The sequence below is a fragment of the Candidatus Nanohalovita haloferacivicina genome (assembly GCF_029232205.1).
Taxonomy (GTDB): Archaea; Nanohalarchaeota; Nanosalinia; order Nanosalinales; family Nanosalinaceae; genus Nanohalovita; species Nanohalovita haloferacivicina.
Window position 1 is genome coordinate 254,413 of record NZ_CP107255.1, and the last position, 23,519, is coordinate 277,931.

Sequence of the window (23,519 nt, forward strand, 5' to 3'; positions counted from 1 at the left end):
TTAAGATATGTCCAATTCGTCTTTGAGGCTTTCGATATACATGCGGGCCATTTTGAAGCGGCCTTCTTTGAGTTTGTTGTCTGCGAGGTTGATTTCAAGTTGTTTGTCCTGCATGTCTTGGCCTTGGTCTTCGAGTTCCTGGACTTTATCTTTTACTTTGTCCATTTCTTCTGTTAGTTCGTGGTATTGGTCTAGTTCTTCGTCCGGGATTTTGTGCGGGTTGTGGTATGTTGGTCTGAAGTCTACGAACCATGGGTCTCCGTCGTTGTAGTTGGAGTTCTGGATCATACCTGTACCAACGTCCTCCGAGGATATTCTTTTTGAGAACTGTTCGCCGTATTTTTTCTCGATTCTTTTGATGTCTTCCATGGATTTGGTTTGCATTTGTACTTCTGTCATGATGTTTCCGGAGATTGCTTGTTTGAAGTCTGCTGTAACCTGCGAGCACATCATGAGGCCTATACCCCATTTTCTGAATTCTCTTGCTCCTTTTTCGAGTGCTTTGTATCCTCCTTCTCCTCCGTATTCTTCTAGTAGTCTGTGTACTTCGTCGAATACGATGAATAGTTCGAGTGTTGGACTTTCTTCCCATTCTTTTTCGAAGATCTGATCAATAATTTTCCTTACGGCCTTGTCGAACTGTTCCGTGGTTAACTGGTTGAGTGTGAATACTGTGATTTCTCCTGGGTTTCTGAGCTCTTCGAAGTCGATGTCAGGGTCTTCCGACTTGATTTCTTTGATAACGCCGGGATAAGGGTGTGGGTCGGTGTCTTTGTTCATGTCGAATCTGTCGTAGTGCTCCAGGAGGTTGTCATCTTTCAGTTCTTTTACGAATCCTGTCCATTGTGCTGTTGGATCGAATACTACGACAGGTATGTCCTGTTCTAGGGCCTCTTCTGCGATGATGTTGGCGGTCACGGATTTTCCGGATCCTGTGGATCCTGCTACGATTGCGTGTGTGGTGAGGTCTTTTGGATTGATGTATGCTGATTTCTCTGTTTCTGCGATTTTTCCTACTTCAAACATCTGGTCTCCGTCGCCTTCATCTGGTAGTTTGCTGTAGTCGACGGGGAATACGTATCTTGCTTCTTCCTGCATGTGTTCCTGGTACCATCTGCGTGTGTAGAATCCTCCTCCTATGATCAGGCCTCCTGCCAGAAGTAGTATGGCTAGTTTGATTCTTGTGGCTGTCCAGAATGGGTTGGTTACCTGGAAAGTGTCTGTTGCTGTTATTGTACGGTTTCCGCGTGTTGCGTGACCCTGTATGTAGTAGTCTCCTGTCGACAGGCTTTCATTAGGTTCTATAGTGTGTCTGTACGATTTCAGTCTGACAAAGCTGGTGTTTCTGGTTGTTTCAAATACTTTTCTTCCTGTTTGGGCCTCTCTTACGTCGTATGTTACTTCTGCGGAGATGTTGCCCTGTGTGCTGCTGGATAGTACTGTGAGTACTCTTATGTTTTCGTTTGGCCGTATTTCTTCTATTGTTGCCTGCATGTCGATTTTGAATTCGGCGTTTCTTCTTGTTACTACTCTTGCGCCTACTGGAAGGCTTTTTTCGGTGTTTTCGGTTTGTATCAGCAGGCTTCCTAGGTATAGGCCTTCTTCCAGGTCGTTGGTGGTGTTCATTACTGCTTTTACGTTTCTGGTTTGTCCTGGGCTCAGGCTAAATTGTTCGTTGAGATCCAACACTCGTCGCAGGTCTGATCGGCTTGTTACTGTTACGTCTTCTGTTGTGTTTCCGTTGTTGGTGACGCTCAGTGTGTAGATCTGTGGTTCTGATTTGAAGATCACGCTGAGAGAGGGGATGTCGTCGTTGACTGATATATCTGCAGCTGCTGTTGCGGTCATCATGCTGAGTGCCAGTAGGATGATTGCTGTTTTTTTCATTATTCTATTCCTAGTTCGTCTTTGAGGCTGTTGATGTACATTCTGGCCATTTTGAAGCGGCCCTGCTTGAGTTTGTTGTCCGCGAGCTGTAGCTCAAGCTTCTTGTCTCTGACATCCTGTCCCTGTTCTTTCATTTGTGATAGCTTGTCCTTAAGCTTGTCGAGTTCTTCGGATAGCTCGTGGTATTTCTCCAGTTCGCTGTCCGGAATCTTGTGCGGGTTGTGGTATGTTGGTCTGAAGTCTACGAACCATGGGTCTCCGTCGTTGTAGTTGGAGTTCTGGATCATACCTGTACCAACGTCTTCACTGGAGATTCTCTTGGCGAACTCTTCACCGTACTTGGTCTCCACACGGTCAATGTCCTCCATTGACTTCGTCTGCATTTGTACTTCTGTCATGATGTTTCCGGAGATTGCTTGTTTGAAGTCTGCTGTAACCTGGGATGCCATCATCAGGCCTATACCCCACTTACGGAACTCACGAGCTCCCTTCTCTAGGGCCTTGTATCCTCCTTCTCCTCCGTATTCTTCTAGTAGTCTGTGTACTTCGTCGAATACAATCAGCATCTCTAGTTCTGGGCTTTCCTCCCATTCTTTTTCGAAGATCTGATCAATAATCTTTCTGACTGCGGAGTCGAACTGCTCTGTGGTTAGTTCGTTCAGTGTGAATACTGTGATTTCTCCTGGGTTTCTGAGCTCTTCGAAGTCAATGTCTGGATCTTCTGAGCTAATCTCCTTGATGACTCCTGGGTATGGATGCGGATCTGTTTCCTCGTCCATGTCAAATCTGTCATAGTGTTTGAGCAGGTCATCGTCCTTCAGCTCTTTCACGAATCCTGTCCATTGTGCTGTTGGATCGAATACAACTACCGGGATATCTTCTTCCAGTGCTTCCTCTGCGATGACGTTTGCGGTCACGGACTTACCGGATCCTGTGGATCCTGCTACAATTGCGTGTGTTGTCAAATCTTCAGGATTGATGTAAGCTGATTTCTCTGTCTCCGCAATCTTACCGACTTCGAACATTCTGTCGCTGTCGGTGTCGTCTGGTAGTTTGCTGTAGTCGACTGGGAAGACATATCTTGCTTCGCTTTCTCTCTTGACCCAGTAGTACTGGTAGGCCTTCCATCCTCCTATGCTGATTAGCATTATTAGGAAGAGTAGTACTGCTGCTCTTGTTCTGAATGGTGTCCAGAATCTTTCCTGGATGCTGAATGTTGCTGTGTCGATCACTGTGCTGTTACGGGCCTGTGCTACTGCCTGTACGTAGTATCCTCCTCTGCCTAGGCCTTCTGTGCTGAATGATCTCTGGAATTCTGTTGATTCCATGATGTTCAGGCTGTCGTTGCTCTGGGCAAGGATTTCGTCTGTTGAGCTTTCTCTTAGGTAGTATGTTATTGATACGTTGATTGGTGTTTCCAGTTCGATCTCTGCGATTGATACTGCGAATGTGAAGTTGTTTCCTGGTTCTACGCTCTGTGTGAGCGGCTGGAGGTCGAGGTTCATTCCCTGAATTCCTCTTCTTGCGACGAGGATTTGCTGTGTGCTTCTGGTGGTTGTGTTTCCGTATGTTGCTATGATGTCTCCTTTGTAGCTCTTGATTGATGCGTTTTCTGGGATTGATGCTCTCATCTGTGTGATTGTTGATGAGTTTGGACTGATTCTTGTACTGGTGTTATCGAAGCTGAGTAGCTTCTGCAGTTCTCCTTCTACGTCCAGGTTGAGTTCGATTGTTTCGTTCTGGTTGTTTTCGATCTCCAGTAGGAATGTTCTTTCCTCTCCTCGGAACATGATTGGCTGGAAGATTCTTGGGGAGATGATGAATGGTTCTGGCCCGTATGCATCGTCGAGGCCTGTGTCGTTGAAGCTTTCGTTCTGTTCTCTGCCTCCTCCTGTTATTGGGCCTATTGTGCCTCCTGTGTTTTCTCCTGAGTTTGATCCTCCTGATGATGTGTCTTGGCCTTCTTCTGGGTTTTCTTCTGTGTTGTCGTTTTCCTGGTCTGGTGTGTCGTATCTTTCGAGGATGTAGCTTGAGGTGCTGTTGCTTTTGGCGCTGTATGTGTTTTCGTCAATGTTGATTGTGCCGTTGAGCTGTGTCCATGTGCTTGTTGTGTTACATTTGCTGATGTTTCCGTACTGGCATTTGTACATTCTGAGGTTGTTTTCTTCTTCTTCGTCGAAGTCTTCTGTTGTTGTGTAGTTGAGTGTTACGACTACTTCTCTGAAGGTCATGTTGTTTTCTATGCTGATTCCTGCGAACGTCTTGTTTGTGGTCTGTTCTGGGTGGCTGAAGTTTGTGTTTTCTCCTATGTCAACTGATGTTAGCTGTACGGCGTTTGTTGTGTTTCCTGAGATGTTTGCTTCGTTGAATTCTAGTTTGTGTCTCTGTATTCCGTTTCCTGTGTCTGTGTCTGCGTCGATTTCGATGTCGTATGTTCTGTTCTGTACTGTGAGGTTGTACGTTGAGTCTGTTTCTTCTTCCTCTAGTGTTGTGTTGCTGTTTGGCCTCTTGAATTTGAAGTTTGGTTTGACGTTGTTCATCTGGCCTGTGACTGTTACTCTTGGGAATACCGAGATTGGAAGGGCCTTGGAGGTTGTGTATCCATTTTCGTCTGTTAGTGTTACGTTTACGTCGTAGTCTCCGTCCCATGCTGTTTCTGTGGCGTTGGCCTTGTAGACTGTACCGTTTCTCTGGAAGCTGATGTTTTCTACAGCTGTGTTGTTTTCCAGGTATACTAGCTGGCCTTCGATGCTGCTGATGTTTACGTTGTCGAATGCGTCTACTTCTACTGTTGCGTTTTCTCTTTGTTCGACGTTTTCACTGGTTGTTGATGTGATGAATGGGCCTGTTGTGTCTCTGTACTGTGTGCTGAGTTTTTCTCTTGTTTCGATGTTGTCTGTTTCTGCTACTAGTTCGAGTGTTGTGTTGATTGGGTTGTACTGGATTTCTGGTGCGTAGCAGCTGATTTCCCACTCATCTGTCTGGTTGTTGTATGTTGAGTTTGCGGCCCCGCATTTCTCGTCCTGGATGTTTGCTGTCCAGTCTGCGTTTTCGATTGAGTCTGTACCGTTGAATGTTAGGTCTGCTGTCAGGTTGATTCTGTCTCCTGCTGTGAGGTTGTCAACTCCGTTCTCTGCTTCTGCGGAGAGGAGGTTCATCTCTACAGGCCTTACATGCATGGTGATGTTGACGTCGACTGATTTTTCGTTGGTTTCTGGGTTGAATAGGGATAGTGTTGCGTTGTAGTCTCCTGCTGAACTGGTGTCGTATCCTACGTCTACTGTTTTTGTCTCCAGTGGGTCCAGGCTGATCTGGTCTCTTACGTCTAGGAGTTCGGAGTTTTCTGTTTCACTCAGGTTGACCTTGATTGATGAGGTTCTGTTGCTTTCTACTTCAATCTGTCCTAGTGTTCCGTAGGTGTTTGTGGCTACTGTTACGTTGAAGTTTCTAGGTGTCACGTTGAATGAGGTGACGTTCTGTCCGCTTTCCGGTGCTGTTTCGTCCTGATCTTCTGTTGGCCCTCCAAGTTCTGCTCCTGCTGAGCTTCCTCCGCCTCCTGATTTGACTATGTAGTCCTTGAGTGCGTAGGCCTGGCTGTTGTTGTAGTACTGTTTGTCTCCCATTGCCAGTTTGAATGTGAAGGTATCTACTCTTGGAGGCAGCCAGTTGAGGCTTCTCTCACCATCTGCAGTTGTGTTTACTGTATTGAGTTTGGAGATTTCGTCTACTCCTACCTGGCCTGTGAAGTTGCTGTCTCCTGTGTTTGTGAACTCTATGTCGATTTCTCCTACGTCTGTACCACACTGGGTGCTGTAGTTGGATAGATTGACTTGTTTGAGTTCCCAGCCTGTTCCTGTCTCTAGTACTTTGCTTGTGCTGCATGTCTGGTCTCCGTTTTCGATGGAGAGGTTGGCCTCAAGCTGTGAGTTAATCCATAGGCTGATTGCGTCGTATTCTGCGAATGGTTTCTGGTTGTCGCTATCCCAGTAGGCGTAGCTCTGTCTGACGTGGAAGCTCTCGTTTGGCTGAAGTTTGCTGACGTTTGCTATTGCTGCCTTGCTTCCGAACACTCCTTCCTGTTTGAGGCCTTCAACATTGTCTATGTCGTATCCTGGTCTTGCGCCTACGTATGTTCCGTTTCGGCCTCCTTCGTTGGTCAGGATGTAGTCGTTCTTGACTGGTGCTGTGTCGATTGTTCCGTTGGTGTAGCTGAAGGTGCCTACTGGTTCTCTTTCGAGTAGTTTCTTTCTGTTTTCGAGATCTAGGTCTGTCATTTTGATCTGCAGTATTTCGACTGTGTTGTTGCTGCTGACTCTGATTCCTGTTACGTTTCTGTTTTCGATGCTTCCTGTGTATTCTGTCCATCCTGTCTGGTTTCTGAGTTCTAGTGTGAATGAGTCGTTTGCGATGAAGCTGAGCTGGTCCATTTCCTGGATGTCTACTGTTTTTTCGGCTGTTGTGTTGCTTACTACTAGGCCGCTATCGCTCTGGCTGATGTTTCCTGTGCCTACATTGTTCCAGTCGTCTGCGCTGATGTTTGCTGTGTATGTTTCCTGTCTTGTACCCCAGTAGACTGTCATTGGGAAGTTGTCGATTCCTCTGTCTGTGTATGTTTCCTGTATTCTTGGAAGTAGTTCTACTCCTTCTTTTGTGGAGAAGTTGTATGCTATTGCTCCTTCTGTGTCATTCCATGATGGCTCTGCTGCTGTTCTTACGTTAAGTGTGATGTTGGCCTTGCTGGAGTTGTAGTAGTTTTCTGCGCTGGAGTAGGCCTGTACTGTGATGTTTCCAATTTCTGTCTGGTTTCCTGGGTTCCAGGTTATGTTGCAGTCTCCTGTGCTGTTTGTTGTGCATTGTCCGATGGTCTGGTTGTTGTAGAGGAAGAATGTTGATGCGTTTTCAACACTCTCGTTGACGCTGGAGGTTTCTGCTCTAAGTGTTGTCTGTTTTGGATTGCTGTAGTTGTCTCTGTAGATTGTCTCTGCGCTGATGTTTGTGATGTTTGTTTGCAGTGTGCCGCCTATGAAGACTGTTTCTGTTATGTTTTCTGTGGTTGTGTTGTAGTAGAGGCTGCTGTTGTCCTTTATTTCGGTTGTTATGTTGTAGGTTCCGATTGTGCTGTTCTCTGTGTCCCAGGTTGTGTTGTACCATCCGTTTGCACCTGTCGTGCCGTTTAGCCACGTTTCTGTTGTGTTGTCTTCGTGCTTCTTGTATAGCTGTACTGGGTAGTTCTCTAGGCCTTCTTCTGTGTTGTTGTCGGTTACTCTTACTGAGATATTGACTAGGTCGCCTGTTGTGTAGCTGTCTGCTAGGCTGAAGGCCTGATCTGAATATCCGTAGATTGTGATGTTTTCTGTGGTGTTGTCTGTTGTGTAGTTTTCTTTCTCTGCTTGTACTGTAATGTTGTGTGGGCCTAGGGTCTGGTTTGTGGTGTTCCAGATGCCGTCTTCTGTGTTTAGAATTGTCTGGTTTTCGTAGAACCATGTTACGTTGGCGTTAACCTGGCTGTAGACGTCTCTTATTGTTGATTCTAGGTCTACTGTGTCGTATCTGTTTATTAGGCCTGTTGGGTTGTTGATTGTTGCGTTGAGTTTTTCTGTTAGTGTTACTGTTGTGCTCTGTGTGTTCTGTGGTTTGTACCAGGTTCCTGTTCTGTTTGTTGCAAGGTCTACTGTGATGTTGTGTGTTCCTACGAAGTCTGTGCTTCCTGTGTTCCAGGTTACGTTACAGTATCCGCTGCTGTTTGTTGTGGAGGTGTTGATTAGGCCGCTACTGTCGCTGATTCTGCATGGGTATCCTTCTACTGCTGTGTTATTTCTTTCGTTCATTACCTTGGCCTGGAATGTTACTGTGGAGTTGGCTCTCTCCGTGCTGCTCGTTGACTGATCGGTTAGCGTGATGTTTACTGGGTCGAATATTTCGACAGTGTTGTTGTCGAATGTTACTGTTCCGTTTCCACCTTCAGCCGTTGCGTTCATCTTGTGTAGGCCTGTGCTTACGTTGTTTAGTATGCTCCAGTTGTAGGTCTTGTTTTCTCCTATCTTGACGTTTCCTTCTGTGGTGTTGATTGTCCAGTTAAGCTGGTTTGGTGTTACTTCGTCTCCGTTTTGGTTCCTGACTGATGCGTTGAGGTATTGTTCTGAACCTCTCAGTAGGTCTCTGTCGTATTCTTTTTCAGGCCTGTCCGCTGGGCTTCTGATTTCAATTGAGAATCCTCCCAGGATTTCAATCATGTCTGTAAGAGTCATGCTGTCGCTGAAGTACTGCTTGGTGGAGTTGGCTCTGATCTGTGCTGTTGTTGGCTGTGTTACTGTTGTGTTCCACAGGATTGTGCAGTTTCCGATTCCGTCTGTTTCGCATGTCTTGATCTTTTCGAAGCTGCCTGTTGCGTTGGCGTAAAAGTCTACAGCTGCTCCTGTAACAGGGTTGTTGTTTCTGTCTATTAGCTGGTACTCTGCCGTGATGTAGTGGTCGTTCTGTGTGTCGTACCAATACATGTCTGTGTCCTGTGCTCCTCCTGAAATTGACAGGTTGTCCTTCAGGGTCTTGGTTATTGTTTCTGTGTCGTTGTAGGCCTTGTAGTATCTGCTTTCGTTGTCCCAGATCTGTACTTCTATGTTGTGATCGCCTACCTCTTCGCTTATCGCGTTCCAGTGAGTTTCTGCTACTCCGTTGCTGTTGGTGCTGACGTTTCTGATCAAGCTCCCGTTGTCATAGAATCCAACAGTGTAGTTTGAGATGCCTGTATCTTCTTCATCAACCACTTCGGCCTTGAGAGTTAGGTTGTCTCTTAGATTGTTTCCGCTGCTGTTTAGCAAGTTGACGTCGAGCTTTCTGTATACATCTAGGTCGATTATCTTTTCGTCCGTGCAGTTGCTGCCATCACAGTTCTCTGCGTTTCCTGTTGCATTGACAAATGCTCTGCTTGTGTAGTTTCCTCTATCTGGGATCTGTACTTCTATGAATGCTGTCTCGGTGAGGCCTTCCTCGACTGTGAAGCTCTGGTTAACAATCGTGAATTCGTTGTCTGCGAGATATTCTGTGTTGTTGAGAGCTCTCTGTTTGATGTCTGGTTCTACCTGTGTTAAATCTACGTTTCCGAAGCTGTAGATTTCCATTGGTAGCTGGTATGTTTCGTTCCACCAGAGTTCCTGGTAGTACTGGCCTCCTGTCTCCTTGAGGATTGGGTTGGCCTCTACGTTGATTGACTCTGTTGTTCCTATGTCATCGGTTGTTCCATCAGGGTTGACCCAGTCCACGAACTGTGAGAACCTCTTGTTTCCTGGATCTGCGGTTGGCGTTACTGTTGCCTCAATTGTTGCATTGCATGTTGCGTTTGCTGCAAGATCACCGCACTGGATAGATGTGCTGTTTGTGGTTATTCCATTCTGTGCAAGTATTTCTTGAAGCACTGTCTCATAGGCTGTGACCTTTCCAGTGTTGTTGAACTCTGCTATTAGAGTTGTTTTTCCATTGTAATCTTGCGTGATATTGTCGAAGTTTGTTTTATTTGCTGTGAGGTCAACTGATCCTGTGGTTTTACCGATGGCCTTGAATGTATCTTCGAATAGCTTGTTTTCCTCCTCATCTGTTGTGTCTCTTGCGTAGATGCTGGTATTGTACCATCCATTTTCTGTTGGTGTGAAGTTGGTTCTGTAGTATCCTCCTGTGAAGTTTCCAGTATTGTTGCTGATTTTCTCCATACGCTTACCGGTTACGTTATCGCCGTTAGGCCCTATGATATCTATCTCTACGAATTGAATGCTGTTGGTGTCTGTTACGTTTACTGTTAGGTTGATGTTTTGCCTGTCTTCTTCTGGGAACTTGTCGGATGGCGTCATGTTTGTGGCTTCTGGAGGCCTTGCGCTGATCTTGAGTTCGTATGTGCTGTTTACTGTGTTGTCTGCTCTGTCTGTTACGTTTGCTACGAATTTGTATGTTCCGTTTGATGCGTTGAAGTATGCTGGTGTTTCTAGGTCTCTGTAGGTGTCGTTTGCGTAGTATTCCATGTAGCTGGTGTTGTCTACTGGCTGGTTTGTTGTTTCATTGTATGCGAATAGTTCTACTGATAGGTTTGTGTAGTCTGTTGTGTTTGTTAGTCTCCAGTCAAGCAGCCATTTTTTCAGTGATTCATCTGGGTTTCCATCGCTTGCGTTTATTGCGGAGAGTGTTCCTACTTCTGGTGCTACGTCGTCGATTGTTACATTTAGTGTTGTTTGGTTGGTCCATTCTGCCTGATCTGTTGCTGTTGTTGTTACCTCGCATGATGTCTCTCCTGTTGGGCAGCCGATGTTGGAGAGTGTGTCTACTCTGTACCATGTGTTTCCTGTCTGGTTCATTGAGTAGCCTTCTAGGGTTACTGTAGATACGTTGTACTCATCTGTTGCTGTTACTGTGAAGTTCAGTTCCTCGTCGCTTCTTACTATATTGTTTGAGCTGTTAATTGTCAGATTGTAGATTTCTGGGTTTTCATTGTCTACTATGTAGTCTACGGAGGTGTTTGCTCCTTTGTTGTCTGCTTTGTCTGTTGCTGTAACGTTTATTATTCCGTCGTTGTCTATCTCTACGCTTCCTCCCCAGTCGGATTCTATTCTATTTTCTGTGTTGTTGAATCTCTCTCCAGTGAACATTAGCGTCTCTCCTTCTGCTGTAACGTTGAGTAGTGTTGCATCTGTGTCGTTGTATAGTACTGAGGCTATATTGATTGTGCTGTTTGGTTTGAGGACGTTGTCAGATTCTCCTGTTAGAAGAACTGTCTGGATTACTGGTTCAACGTCGTCTACTGTTATTTCTGTTGTGATGTTTGCGATATTGTCTGCTCTGTCGATGCCTCTTGCTGTTAAGTTACACTTGGCTCTCTGTCCATCTTCAGGACAGCCTAGGTTTGCGGTTGTGTTGTTTAGACCCCATTCATTTTGACTGCGGTTGTTTAGTCCGATCCATTCTTCTGTTTGGGCATTTTGAATCTCTACGTTTCTTAGATGGCTGTCAGTTGCTGTTAGATTGATGTTCACTGTTGCATTGCTTCTCATTGTTTCGAAGCTCGCGTTGGTTCCCAGATTGGATAGGCTTGGAGGAGTATCGTCTACGGTGTAGGTCTTGCTGTCGTTCTTTATGCTGTTTCCTGCCTTGTCTGTTGCTGTGATATTGAGGTATCCATCGTTGTCTATCTCAACATCCTGTACCCAGATCGATCCATTCCAGAACAGGCTTTCTCCTTCTGCCGTTACTTCTGAGATGGTCTCATCTGACTCAGAGCTTACATTCACAGTAGTTCTAACTGTGCTGTTTGATTGGATTATAGAGTCATTTAGAGTTATTTCTGATATTGAAGGCGGGTTATCGTCTATCTTCAAGGTGTAGTTTGCTGTTGCATTGTTTCCTGGCTTGTCAGAGGCCTTTAGCACAAAGGTGCAGTTTTCGGTTACTCCACTGTTACATCCTAGGGATGACGGTGTTCCCTCGTAGTACCAATCTGAGTCAGAGCTATTGCTCATATCTGTGCCGTTTACAGTTACTTCCTGTAGGGATGCATCTTCTACTGTTGCCGTTAGTTTGATGGTATCATCGCTTCTGCTCGTATTGAATGTTGCATTGGAGGTAAAGTTGCTGATACTTGGAGGATTACTGTCTTCTTCAACGTATACTGTTTTACTGTCGTTAAGGTTTCCTGCTTTATCTGTTGCTTCCAGAGTGAACGTTGAAGTATTGAATACCTCGAAAGTACAGCTGTAACCTGTGCCTGTTGTAGAAGTCATGTTACAGCGGTTTACTGTGTCATTTCTGATCTTCACTGTGTTCAGTGTAGGATCTGATACATTTGCTGTAAATTCTACAGACTCTCCTGCTCTAACAACACTTGTATTTGCTGAGAAGTTTGCTACAGAAGGCCTTACATCGTCTATTGTTATGTTTAGTGTATCGCTTTGCTGGTTATCTGCCTTGTCTGTTGCTGTGAGGCCTAGTAGGCATTCTAGGTTTTCTCCTGATGGGCATCCGTCTCCTATTATGCTGGCTGTTCTCTGGATGGTCCAGTTATCTCCGTCTTGGTTCATTACAGTGCCGTTGAGTTTCACGTTTCTTAGGTTATCGTCTGTTACGTTTGCACTGATTGTGAAGGCCTCATCGCTTCTGACTACTCCGTAGGTAGTGTTTTCTGTGAAGCTGTTGATTGTTGGCGGTGTGTTGTCGATTGTGTAGTTGGCAGTTATGTTGTTTCCTACGTTTCCTGCTAGGTCTTCTGCTGTAACGTTTACAGGGTTCTGTGTTGTGCCATCTACAGTAATATTTGCCTGCCAGGTTCCGTTGATTTGTGTCATTTCCACGCCGTTTGCCCACGCAGTGTCCATTGCATCTTCTTCTATGGTGGCCTTTACGAGAATTTCTGTGCTTCCTTGGATTATATAGTCGCTTAGCTCTACACTGGTTATCTGCGGTGCTCCGTTGTCAATTCTCAGGTCGTAAGTTGTTGTGTTTGTGTTGTCTGCTTTGTCTGTTGCTCTGGCGTTTATTGTGTATGCCTGTTCGTTGACCATTCCCAGTGAGGCCGGGGTAGTTTCAATGTACCATGTGTCGCCATTTCCTTTGGTTAGGTCAATGTAGCTATCTGAGCTCTTGTTTTCTATTTCTACCGTTCTCAAGTTTTCGTTGTCTGTCGACTGAAGGTCAAATCTCAGATATGTATCACTGCTAGCTATGTCATTAAATCCTCCGTTACTTGCATTTGAGTCAAAGCTATCGATTGTTGGCGGCGTATCATCAATTGTGTAACTGATGCTTGCGGTTTCGATGTTCTCTGCCTTGTCGTAGGCTGTGAAGTTTACTATTCCATCATCGGCTGTTACCTGTCCCGTCCAGTTATCGCCGTTCTGGTTAAGGTTATTTCCTTCTGCAAGAACTCTGTCAACAGCAACTTCGTCAGTTACATTGGCCCATACTGAGAGTACAGTACCGCTCTGAACGTAGTAGTCATCTATTGAGGCCTCGTTGATTGTTGGAGCAAGGTTGTCGTAGTATGTGTATGCATTGGCGTTGTAATTGGTTGAACCGAATCCAAGTCTGTCCTGTGATGTTGCCTTGAGAGTGTAGTTACCTGACGGCTCCATGTTTGGATTCCACTCTACTTCACAATGGTAGTTTGGATCTGCGAAGGTACACTCTCCTGTGTTCAAAGGCCCGTATACGCTGCCGTTGGTGTAGGCCAAGCTGAATTCTGTTCCTGTTCTGTTGAATGTGTCTTCGTCAATTGTCACGTTGAATCCTACTACCTCGCTACCGTTGGTGTATGTTAGGTTGGAGTTGAACTGGCTTAGCTGAGGTGGCGTGTTATCTACGAAGAAGTCTAATGTTTCAGTTCTCTGATTTCCTTCAGTGTCAGAGGCCTCAATGCTTAGGCTGTGTGTTCCATCTGAAAGGCCTAATCCACTGGTATCGATGTCTGTGAAGTACTCATAGCCACTTCCGCTTAGTGCGTTCCAGCCATTTGAGTCGATCTGGTAGTTGTATGTCGATGAGTCGCCGTTGCCGAGTGTGTCCTGAATGCTTGCGTTGAAGACGTTGCTTTCTTTGAGGTGGCCATTCTTGACGCTGTTGTAGCCTACTTCAAGTTCTGCGATGGCGTTAGCTATGCCTACTCCGCTCTGACTGTAGCTTCCCTGGAACTTGGTCCCCGTCTTTCTGTATAGTTCCTGGACTTCTGAGTTTGTAAGTGCGGTGTCGTATACCTGTACTTCGTCCATTGATCCTTCGAAGTAGTTAGATATTCCACCGGAACAGCCTGTATCGATGTCGGCTCCAATCATAAAGTTGCAGCCATTGTAGTTTAATGTTACAGAGCCTATTTCCTGTTTATCTACCATTTTTCCGTCTACGTACCACTTGACTTCGTTACCGTCATATGACGTGGAGATGAAGGTCCATTCATTCATTGGTAGCTTGCCAGCACTAGCTGTGTAAGTCTGATCATCAATTATGGTTCTCAGGTACTGGTTGTTTTCGAACAACATTGCTTCGTTTGCTCCGCTACCATCAGGTCGACCCATGAAGAAGACGTTGCTCTTATTGTATTTTACCCAGGCTGAGTATGTGAATTGCTGTAGATCCATGCTGCTTGGGCTGCTGACGTTTACGTAGTCATCTGAACCATCAAATTTGAAGGCCTGAGTATTTGATATCCCTTCTGAACCTGTGTTAATTCCGTTCTGCGTTGTTCCATCATTGTTGTTTCCGGAGTAGTCTGTTACTGTTCCTCCGCTACCGCTGACGGCCTGGTCCATTCTCCAGTATCCTACTAGGTTGTCTCCTGCGGTTCCATCCTGGTATCCGATTCCTAGGTCACCGCTGTTTGCGTCTCTGTCTGCTGTGAGGCCGTTAAATGTTCCTGATTCCCAGTCTGCTTCGCTGCTGATGTTGGCCATTATATTTCCGTTGCTGTCTTTGAGTGCAATCCAGCCTATTTCAGGTGAACCTGTTGGATAATCGCTTGTTAAGTCGATGTCTAGGTCTGCTCCACCGTCTGTTGCGCCAAAGTCTAGTTCGTAGTCTGTGACTGTTGGAATTATGTTAACTGTCTCAGTTTTTCCATTGTCCGTGACTTGGATTGTGGCCTCGCTGTATAGCTGTTCTTTGAAGCTAATTCTTGGTGCGGTGTTATCTACTATTACATTTTGTACACTGCTCTGGTCCTGGTTGTCTAGTGTATCGCTTCCCTTGACCCATAGTTTGTATGCACCATCTGCAAGGTTTGTGGTGTCTACATTTGTTGAGTAGCTTGTTCCACTGTCGAATCCTACTGATCCAAACCCTGTTCCTGATGGTGTGAAGTTTCCACTGCTGTTCTCAAGCGCGTACTTCATTGACCCTGTATCTGGGTTGCTTGGTAATACTGTTACATCGTCGAAGTAAGCGTTTACGTCGTCGAGGCCTGACTCCGTTCCACATAGGTCTGCTCCGTCTACTTGGATTGTCAGTGTTTCTGCGTTGCTTGGAACTTTGAATCCTTGTCTTACTGTTCTTAGGCCTGTGCCCGATGAGTAGTGGCTGGCCCATACTCCTTTCTTTTCTTTGATTATGCTTCCGCTGTTCCAGGCCTTGATGTGTAGTCTTGTATCTGCTTCTGCTCCGTACTGTCCATCGTATGCTTCTCCGTCTGTTTCTGTACAGATTCCTTGGCTCATGTCTGCGTAGAGATCGGCCTTCACTTCGATTGTCTGGTCTCGGAGTTCTGTGGTTGTTGCTGTGCTGATGTTTTGGCTGCCTTTTGCGTTTGGATATACAGCTGTTGATGCGAATCTTCCGCAGTCTCCGCCGTTACACTGTCCTGACTGTACTGTTCCTCCGCCGCTATATGTCCATGCGCCTGTGTTCCCGTTTTCGAAGTCCCAGTTCTGAAGCTGGTAGAATCGGTCTGCTAGTGTTGCTTGTAGTGTCTGGGTTCCTGAGATGCTTTCGCCGGAGTTAATATTGTCTATGGATGTCTTTGGCTTGGCTCCGTCGACCTGTACTGTTGCGTAGTTTTCGAAGGCGTTCTGGATGTTGCCTGGGGTGTCTGTTGCTAGTGCTAGGAAGGACTGTGTTCTGTTAATAGTTATATCGCAGCTGTATGTGCTTCCGCCTTCTTTGGTGAATTCGCTGTTTGTACAGATTGTTTCGTTTCCTGAGGTGTCGCGGCCTTCGAAGTTTTCGAGGAACGTTTCGTCCAGGTTGATGTCTGTTATGTCTGCTTTAACTGTTACTGTGCTTCCTGGCGCTACTGGTGTTGATGGACTTGCTCTTACATTGGTTATACTTGGTGCTGTGTTGTCAATCTTGAACTTCATGGTTTTTGTGTTGGTATTCCCTAGATCATCTTGGGCCTCTACTGTGATCTGGTAGTTTCCGTCTGCTTCGGTTGTTGTGTCTAGGACTGCTCCGTATGAGGATCCTCCGTTTGTTCCTAGGTCGGTCCATGAAACAATAGTATCTGTTACAGTACCATCGCTATCGAGTTCCTCTATCTTGTAGTCATAGGTTGTTGGATCTCCGTTTTCCAGAAGATCGTAAATTGTCTCGTTGAAGCTTGTCTGGCCCTGCACGTTTCCTGTTTTGATATTTCTGGCATCTACTGTTAGCTGGCCTGGGTTTTCTGTCAAGTCAATATTTCTGATCTGGTACAGGCCTGAGTATTTCTCGATTTCGCTTGCTGTCTCTTCAAATTCTCCTGGATCATTGATTGTTCCTGCTGAAGTGTCGCCATCCAGGTAACCTATTTGCAGGCTTCCCGGCTGTGCATCTGGGGTTGTTCCATCAAAGTTACCGTCTTTCCACTGTGTCTCTGTTGTGAGGTTTTCAAGCAGGCCTCCCTGAGCTCCGTTGAGTTGTAGCGAGTCTAGTACTGGTGTGGAAGTTACCTGGTCTGTTGCGAGTTTGACGGAAATTGTTGCTGTTGTACCGTCAAGGTCTGAAAGGTCTGCAGTCGTTACTCCTGATTTTCTGAGGTTTACTATAATAGTATCTCCTGTATCTGTCTCTACTTTAACCCATGCCTGGTTGTAGATATTTTCTTCGTATGTTATCTCAGGAGGAGTGTTGTCAAACTGTGGTGTTACCTTTACAGTATTTCTATTTCCGGCCTTGTCCTCAGCAACCACATACACATCATGGTTTCCATCCTCAAAGTTCGTTGTATCAACATCTGCCGTCCAAGGCCCTCCACCTGTCAGCGATCCTGACGTGTTTGTTCCATCTGCCTTTGTGATCTTGTACTCTGGGGAATTGGTATCTAGGTGGCTGTCGCTGATGCTTGCATCAATAGTGATTGTTCCTGTTACAGGGCTGCTTGGAGGCTGATTAATTGTGATACTTGGCTTTGTATCATCTGTATCTACCTGAACTGTCTGGTAGTTAATGTTGCCGAGTGTGTCATTTGCGAATACCGCGAACTCCTGTGTCTGATTGACCTGTACATCACAGCTCCCGCTGAACTGAGAGTTGTCACAGTAGATCTCTCCTGTTGCTCCCGTCTTTGACCACACGTAGTTGTTGTTATCTTGGTCTGGGTCGTGATATCCTATCCAGTGTTGTCCACTGAACTGGCCTGTTATCAGGTCGTTTTCCTCTTGGTTCTCAATTGTTGCTAGATGATCTCCATTTGACTGGCAAGTATCTCTGGCATTTGGCCAGGTCATGTCGGAGGATGTGTTGTAGTATGTGCCATTATCTCTCTCACAGATTGCGGCCTCAGTTTCGCCTGTAGGATAATCATGCCAGACTCCTCCGCTTGATGTCAGCATCTTGACATAAGGTTGATCTCCTGCATCAGGCTGGCCGCTATCCCAGTTTTTGTAGTAGGAGGTGACTACTGTCTGGTCTAGGTGGCCTTCTCCGTCGTTGATGCTGCTTGAGATTGTTACTGTGTCGTTTGTGTTTACTACTGTGTCATTTGCTGATGTGCTTGTGACTGATGGAGGTGTTGCGTCTACTTCTACGGTTATTGTTCGGCTATCATTGAGGTTGCCGGCGTTGTCTCTGGCCCAGAATCTGTACATGTAGGATCCTGTGCTTCCTGGTGTGTTGACTGTACATTGGTTGAGGTCGGTTCCTGCATCGTTGAAAGTTGAGTTTCCACATACTGTGCTGCTATCTCTGAGCAGTTTTGTTGCGTATAGGCCACTTTCTAGATCTCTTGTTATGGCTGAGAAGTTGACTGGCTGGTTTGCTGCTGTTAGTGTTGTGTTTGCGTTTGTCTGTTCTACTATAGGGTTGTTTAGGTCGATTTTGTAGTCTCTTGTGATTTCTGCGTTGTGGCCGCTTTTTTCTGTTACTGTTACGTTGAAGGAGTTGTCTCCGCCTGCTGTTACTGTTGTTTGCCATTTATCTACTGTTGAGTTGTAGCTTAGTGGGTAGTCTGTTCCGTCTAATACTACTTTTGCGTCTGATACTATTTCTTGTTCAGTTATTCCTGCTCCTGGATTAATTGATTCATTTGTGTTTGTTAGGGTGACGTTTACCTGGAAGTTTGCTCCGTTCTGGAAGTATCTTTCGCTTGGATATTCTACTGTTGCGATTCCTACTTTGTCTGGATCTAGGACTGTGTTTATCTGTAGTGATTTGTTTGTTAGTCCTGCATCGTCTTCTGCGAAGATTCTGTATGATCCGTCTGAGGCCAGGCTGTAAGCGTCTGAGGTGAATGTTCTCCAGTTTTCTGATGATCCTGCCTGTGTTGTAGACATTGCTTCTATACTGGTGTTTGTGGCGCCTGTCTGGTTGTATAGGGTAACCTGTGTCAGGTCTCCGTTTTCGTCTCTTACTTCTGCGCTGAACTCAACATCTGTTCCATCTGTGCTGACTATTACCTGTCTGCTTGATGTCTGGACATCTAGACTTAGTGGATCTCCCAGAGCGTTTCTAATTTCTGGGGTTACATTGGTCTGTCTGTAGTCAGGACATATCTCTGGTTCTTCGTAGGTGTCGTCTTCTTCGCCGTCGAAGTCACATCCCCCTGCATAATCATTTGGATAAACAGAGTGGTTTGCGTAGTATGCTTTGTTTGCCTCGTATTCTGGGTGTGAGGTGTTTCTGAAGTGATCGTAGTTTGAGGTGTTTGTTACAGGGTTGAAGTCTGGATCTGAGGCCGCATCCACACTCGAATCTGCTGTTTCGTTCAACCAGTACTGCTCTGGTAGGTTGTCGAATCCACAGTCAGATGGTGCCACGAGCACGTTCTCTCCTTTACTTGGTTCACATTCTCCGTTTATGTCTACATCTCCATCCCCACTACCTACATCCCTGTAAACTGTAAATTCTCTTGATGTGGTGTTGAGAGGGAATGTTGCCTCGTAGTCGCCGTCCTGGCTTGTGGCCCAAATTTTGATAGTGTAATTCTTTCCGTATTCTTCATTTGAGAAGTTTATCTGGAATTGGGCCTCAGAGTCATCTCTGTATTCGTATTCTTCCTGCATCATGTCTTTGTTCTGTGAGTCTGTACAGTTGAGGCAGCTTGCGTGGTACTGGCCGTTGAAGCCGTTTGGTAGGCCTTGTGATGTGTTGAATTCTTTGAAGAATGCTGATACGTTCAGTAGGTCGTTGTCGTCGGTTCCTACTGGGTTCTGTGTTGGGCTGTCCCATTCTGCTTCTATTCTTGCTCGGATGTCGTGTCTTTGTTTTACGATGTTTCCTCTTGGGCCTTCGTATTGTCCGTTGAGGTATCCTGGGCTCATTGACCATTGGTCGAATGCTGCTGAGCAGTCTAGGAATCCTGTTCTGTATGAGTTTCTTGTGGAGTCGAAGTATTGTTTCTCTACTCCGATTGTTATGAAGTCGTCTCCTCCTAGGTTGTATCCGTTGCTTGATGGGTTGCCTGGTACTATCCATGTTTCAAGTTTGTTTCTTCCTCCGTGTGCTACTGCGTCGTCCCAGTTGATTACTTCTCCTCCGTTTCTTTCTCCGCTGATTCCTCCTCCTTGGCATCCATCTTCGTCTAGGCTCCAGTAGATTCCGTCGAGTTCTGATTCTGTTAGCTGGTTGCCGTTCATGTCCTGTACTTTGGCTTTCATTGTGAAGTTGTCCATCTGGAAATCGTCTCTTCCGTCTACTGGTTCTTCTATTGTTACGTTGAGGGTTCCTCGTACTTCTATTGGGATTTCTGTAACTGGGTCTGGTTCGTAGCTGTCCTGTGGGTGGGATGCGTTGATTGTCAGGTTGTAGCTTCCTACTGGGAAGTTTCCTCTTGGATTCCATTCTGTGTGGGCCAGGTATTCGTCCCACCACTGGTTATCGTTGTCGTTCTGTGCGTTTTCGTATTCTTCTAGATCTACTTCTGCTGTTGCGATCTCTTCAGATATCTGGCTTCCGTCTGCGCTTGTTCCTGTTATCCAGAAGTGTACTGTTGAGTTTCCTACCTCATATTTTTGCTGTGATCCTTGGAATGGTGTTGTCACGTTGGCTGCGAGGTACATTGTTTCTGGGTGCTGCCATGGGCCTCCGTTACGGTATACTACGTATTTGTCAAGGTTCTGGTAGGTGTTGCCTCTTGAGTCTCTTTCCTGATTGTCTCTGTAGTATGCTGAGATGTTTAGGACGTCTGGGATTATCTGTGTCTCATTTACTTCGTTTGGTGAAACTGTTTCGAAGAAGTCGTCCATGTCGTTGTTGATTATTACTCCTGTCTCGTATGCTCCTGTGTCATATCCTGTGGTATCCCAGAGGTATGAGGCCTCTCCGCTTGAATCTGTCTGTACGTAGTGCTTGTTGCTGAGGTTTCCTATCCAGAACGTTACGTTGAATCCGGATTTATTGCTCAGTCCTGGGATGTCGATGGTTGTGTTCAGGTATTTTGTGCTGTCTGGTTCTGCGTATAGGCTTGGGGAGTAGTCTGCAATGCTTACTTTTCTTTTCGCGGTGGTATCTAGTACTCCTATGTCATCCTGGATGTACTGGTTTTGGGCTACTACGGTGATGTTTCCGTATCCGTATGCGTAGCTTGGGACAATCCATGAGCTTGATTTTGAAGAGCTTATTACTGTTAGTTCTGTGTCGTTATCCTGGTATCTCCAGGTGTAGCCGATGTCGAGGTTTCCTGCAGATCCTGTTGCTGTTGTGATGCTTGCTCGAAGCGTCTTTTCTTCGTTGTAGAATAATTCTCCTGTTGGAGGTTCTTCTATCGTTACGTTGGCCTCATCTTTCAGCACAAAGTTTTCTGAGTCATTCTCATTTAGAATTCTTGTATCAATGTTGGTCTTGTTTTCGAGCTGGGCTGTTACTGAGTAGTCTCCTGGATTGTAGTTGCTGTCAAGTGTTACTGTGGCCGAGGCCTTTCCTTCTGAGTCTGTGTCCTTTTCTGCTACTTTGTTCCCGTTGATGTAAAATGTTACGTTGAAGTCTGTCCATGTTTCGTTGATGGTGGATTGGTAGGCCTCTTTGTTGTCTCCTGTGATTATCTGGCCTGAAAGGTTGTACTGGTAGTCTCCATCGTATGTTCTTACCTTGTCTGCTCCGCCTTCGGTCAGGTTCATCTTGATTACTCTGTCGATGACAATTGTGTTGATGTCTGAGGCCTGTGAGTAGTATGGATTTTCTACGTCAACTGTCAGGTCTGTGTCACTGGTAAAGTATTCTGGAATTGTCCATGATCCTGTTTCTCCTGAGTTAATTGTTTTTGTGGTGTCTGCGTCTTCTGCTGTCCAGATGATGTCTGATCCTGGGATGTTTCCTGCGTTTCCACAGCTGTCTGAAACATTTACGTCGAGGTTTACGTTATCTCCCTGCCTGTAACTTGTTCCACTGGTTGAACTGTTTAGTGGAGATGTAATATTGACACTGGCCTGTCCGTGAACCTCAATAGTGGAGGAGTCCTGTGTTTCATACAGATCGTACAGCTGGCTGTCAAGCGATGCGTTCACATCTACAGTGTATTCTCCAGGTGTATCTTCACAGACTGTGTTCCAGTTGTAAGTTGCTTCTCCGCTGCTTCCCTCTACTGTATCTTCTGTAAGGCCTTCTATCTGGTATGTGGCATTGAAGTTGTTCTGCGAGATCTTCGATCCTGATGGATCCTGTAGCTCTGTTGTCAGATCTCCGCTGTTTGTTCTCTGGATTACTTTCCCATCTGAGATGAATTCAGGCCTTACTACATCTTTCACTAGGAAGTTGTTTGTTCCTGTTGCTGCATCATTGTAACCTGTTTTTGATACTGTTGCTGTCCATTGCTGCTGGCCTACGTTGATCAGGATGTTTGGATCGTAGTTACATGTGTATGTTCCTGTGTTTTCTGTTGTTGAGCATGTGTTTTCCGTAGGGGTTGAGTAGGAGACTGTTGCTCCGTCGACTGTTTCTCCCAGCATGTTTGTCAGGTTTAGGCTTAGGTCTGTGGTTAGAGGGTATCCGTTGTTTCTTGTGACGGAGTTGTTTTCGTAGACACTTGCTGTTGGTAGAGAGGTTATGTTGAGTGTTCCTTTGACTTCTTTCTGGTATGTGTTGTTGAAGTCTCTGTAACCTGATTTCTCTAGTACTACTCTTACGCTGTTTGATCCTATGGAGGCCTCGTCTGGTATGTCGAAGCTTCCTGTGAATCCTTCTGAATTTGCTGTGCCTGTGTCCTTGGTATCTCCGTTCCATTTGAGTGTGTAGGATACGCTGTCTACTGCGTTCTTTCCATCTGTAATGTTAGAGATGTTGTAGTCAAGTTCTGTATCTCCGCTGGACTCATTGTATCTGTAAACTGGTGAGTCTGTGAGATTGATGTCTGCCTGAAGATTTCCGTTCACATTGAATGTGTCGTTTGATTTAATCTGGTGTACGTATCCTGATTTATTCACTGAGACATTCCAAGTGTATTCTCCGGCGTCCAGGCTGTTTGATGGGTTGAATGTACAGTTGTATACGTTAAGTGTCTGTGATTCTGTTTCGCATGTTCCTGCCGGAGTGTTGAAGTTAACGGTTGCTGAGGTGATGTTCTCTCCAAGTCTGTTTGTAACTTCTGCAACGAGTGTTATGTTATCGTCTTGCCTGTATACTGTTTCAGATTGGCTTGCTACTGATGTGTTAATGCTTCCTTTGACTTCAAGATCTTCGGTGTATGTGAAATCTGTGTAGTCTCCTTTCTGCAGTGTTATTTCCGCAGTGTGGTTGCCAAGTGTTTCGTCGTCAGGAACATCGAAGCTATCATTTGTACCATCAGAATCTACCTGGGCCTGTCTCTGCTGCTGTCCATCCCAGTCTATGGAGAATGTTACATCGTTCAGCGAGTTGTTACCATCGTTAATGTTGTATACTGAGTATTCTACCGTGTTTTGGCCTGTATCATTGTTGTATCTTAGGAGAGGCCCGTTTACAATGTCGCTTGTTGCCTCTATAGGTGTTCTGACCTTGATGCTTCCGTTCTCATTTTCGTTGTATTCGAAGTAAGGCTTTGATACATCTATGCTCCAGTTGTAATCTCCTGCGCTAAGCGAGTCTGACGGATCAAATTCACAGGTGTATTCGTTTCCGTCTTCGTAGTTATTCTGGCAGAATCCTGAAGGTGTGTCGAATGTGACATCTGCAGTTATGTTGCTTCCTGTACTGTCTTTCAGCGTAGCTGTTAGGTTTATTGTATCATTCTGCGCATATACTACGTCACCTGATGTGAGAGCTCCATCTACTAGGCCATATACATCTACTGTTCTGGTAACTTTCTTTTCGTGGAAGTAAGGTTCGGTGAGTGTGACGTTGAGGTATCTTGGGCCTACTTCTGCGCTTTCCTGCACGCTGTAGTCGCTGCTTACTTCGCTGGTGCTTGTTCCTGAGTTAATTCCTTCGAACTGTCCGAAGTCGACTGTGAAGTCTACCGGTTGTTCTGTCCCGAATTGATCTTGAATGTTGCTGAAGTTGTATGTGAACGTATTCTGCGGATGATTTGTAGGCCTGTAGGCCTTATCTGGTACTGTGGTGCTTCCTACAGTTAGTTCTCCCATTAGTGTGAAATTGATGTTTTGACTGGTGTTGGCCTTGTAGTAGTCGTTTCCAGTCATTCTGATACTCCAGTTATGGTCGCCTACAGAGTAGTTGAAACTGCTTAGTGTGTAGTTACAGTAGCCGCTGTTTGGAGTTGTGATTGCTCCGCTGTCGATCATTGATCCATCTATTCTGAACCGGCAGTAGGCCTCATTGGTATCCAG

At 45.7% G+C, this 23,519-nt stretch carries 2 protein-coding genes (1 of these 2 running past the window's edge); both read right to left on the minus strand.

The window, feature by feature from the left end:
• A complete protein-coding gene (locus HBNXNv_RS01480; RefSeq protein WP_347721068.1) occupies window positions 1-1,887 on the minus strand; it encodes a helicase HerA-like domain-containing protein in 1,887 nt (628 codons plus the stop codon).
• Window positions 1,887-23,519, minus strand: the 3' portion of a protein-coding gene (locus HBNXNv_RS01485) for a helicase HerA domain-containing protein (protein WP_347721069.1). 5,010 nt of this gene lie beyond the right edge of the window; 21,633 of the gene's 26,643 nt are visible here — the last part of the coding sequence; its start codon lies beyond the right edge, outside the window; it ends in the stop codon at window positions 1,887-1,889. The genes HBNXNv_RS01480 and HBNXNv_RS01485 overlap by 1 nt, the downstream gene beginning before the upstream one ends.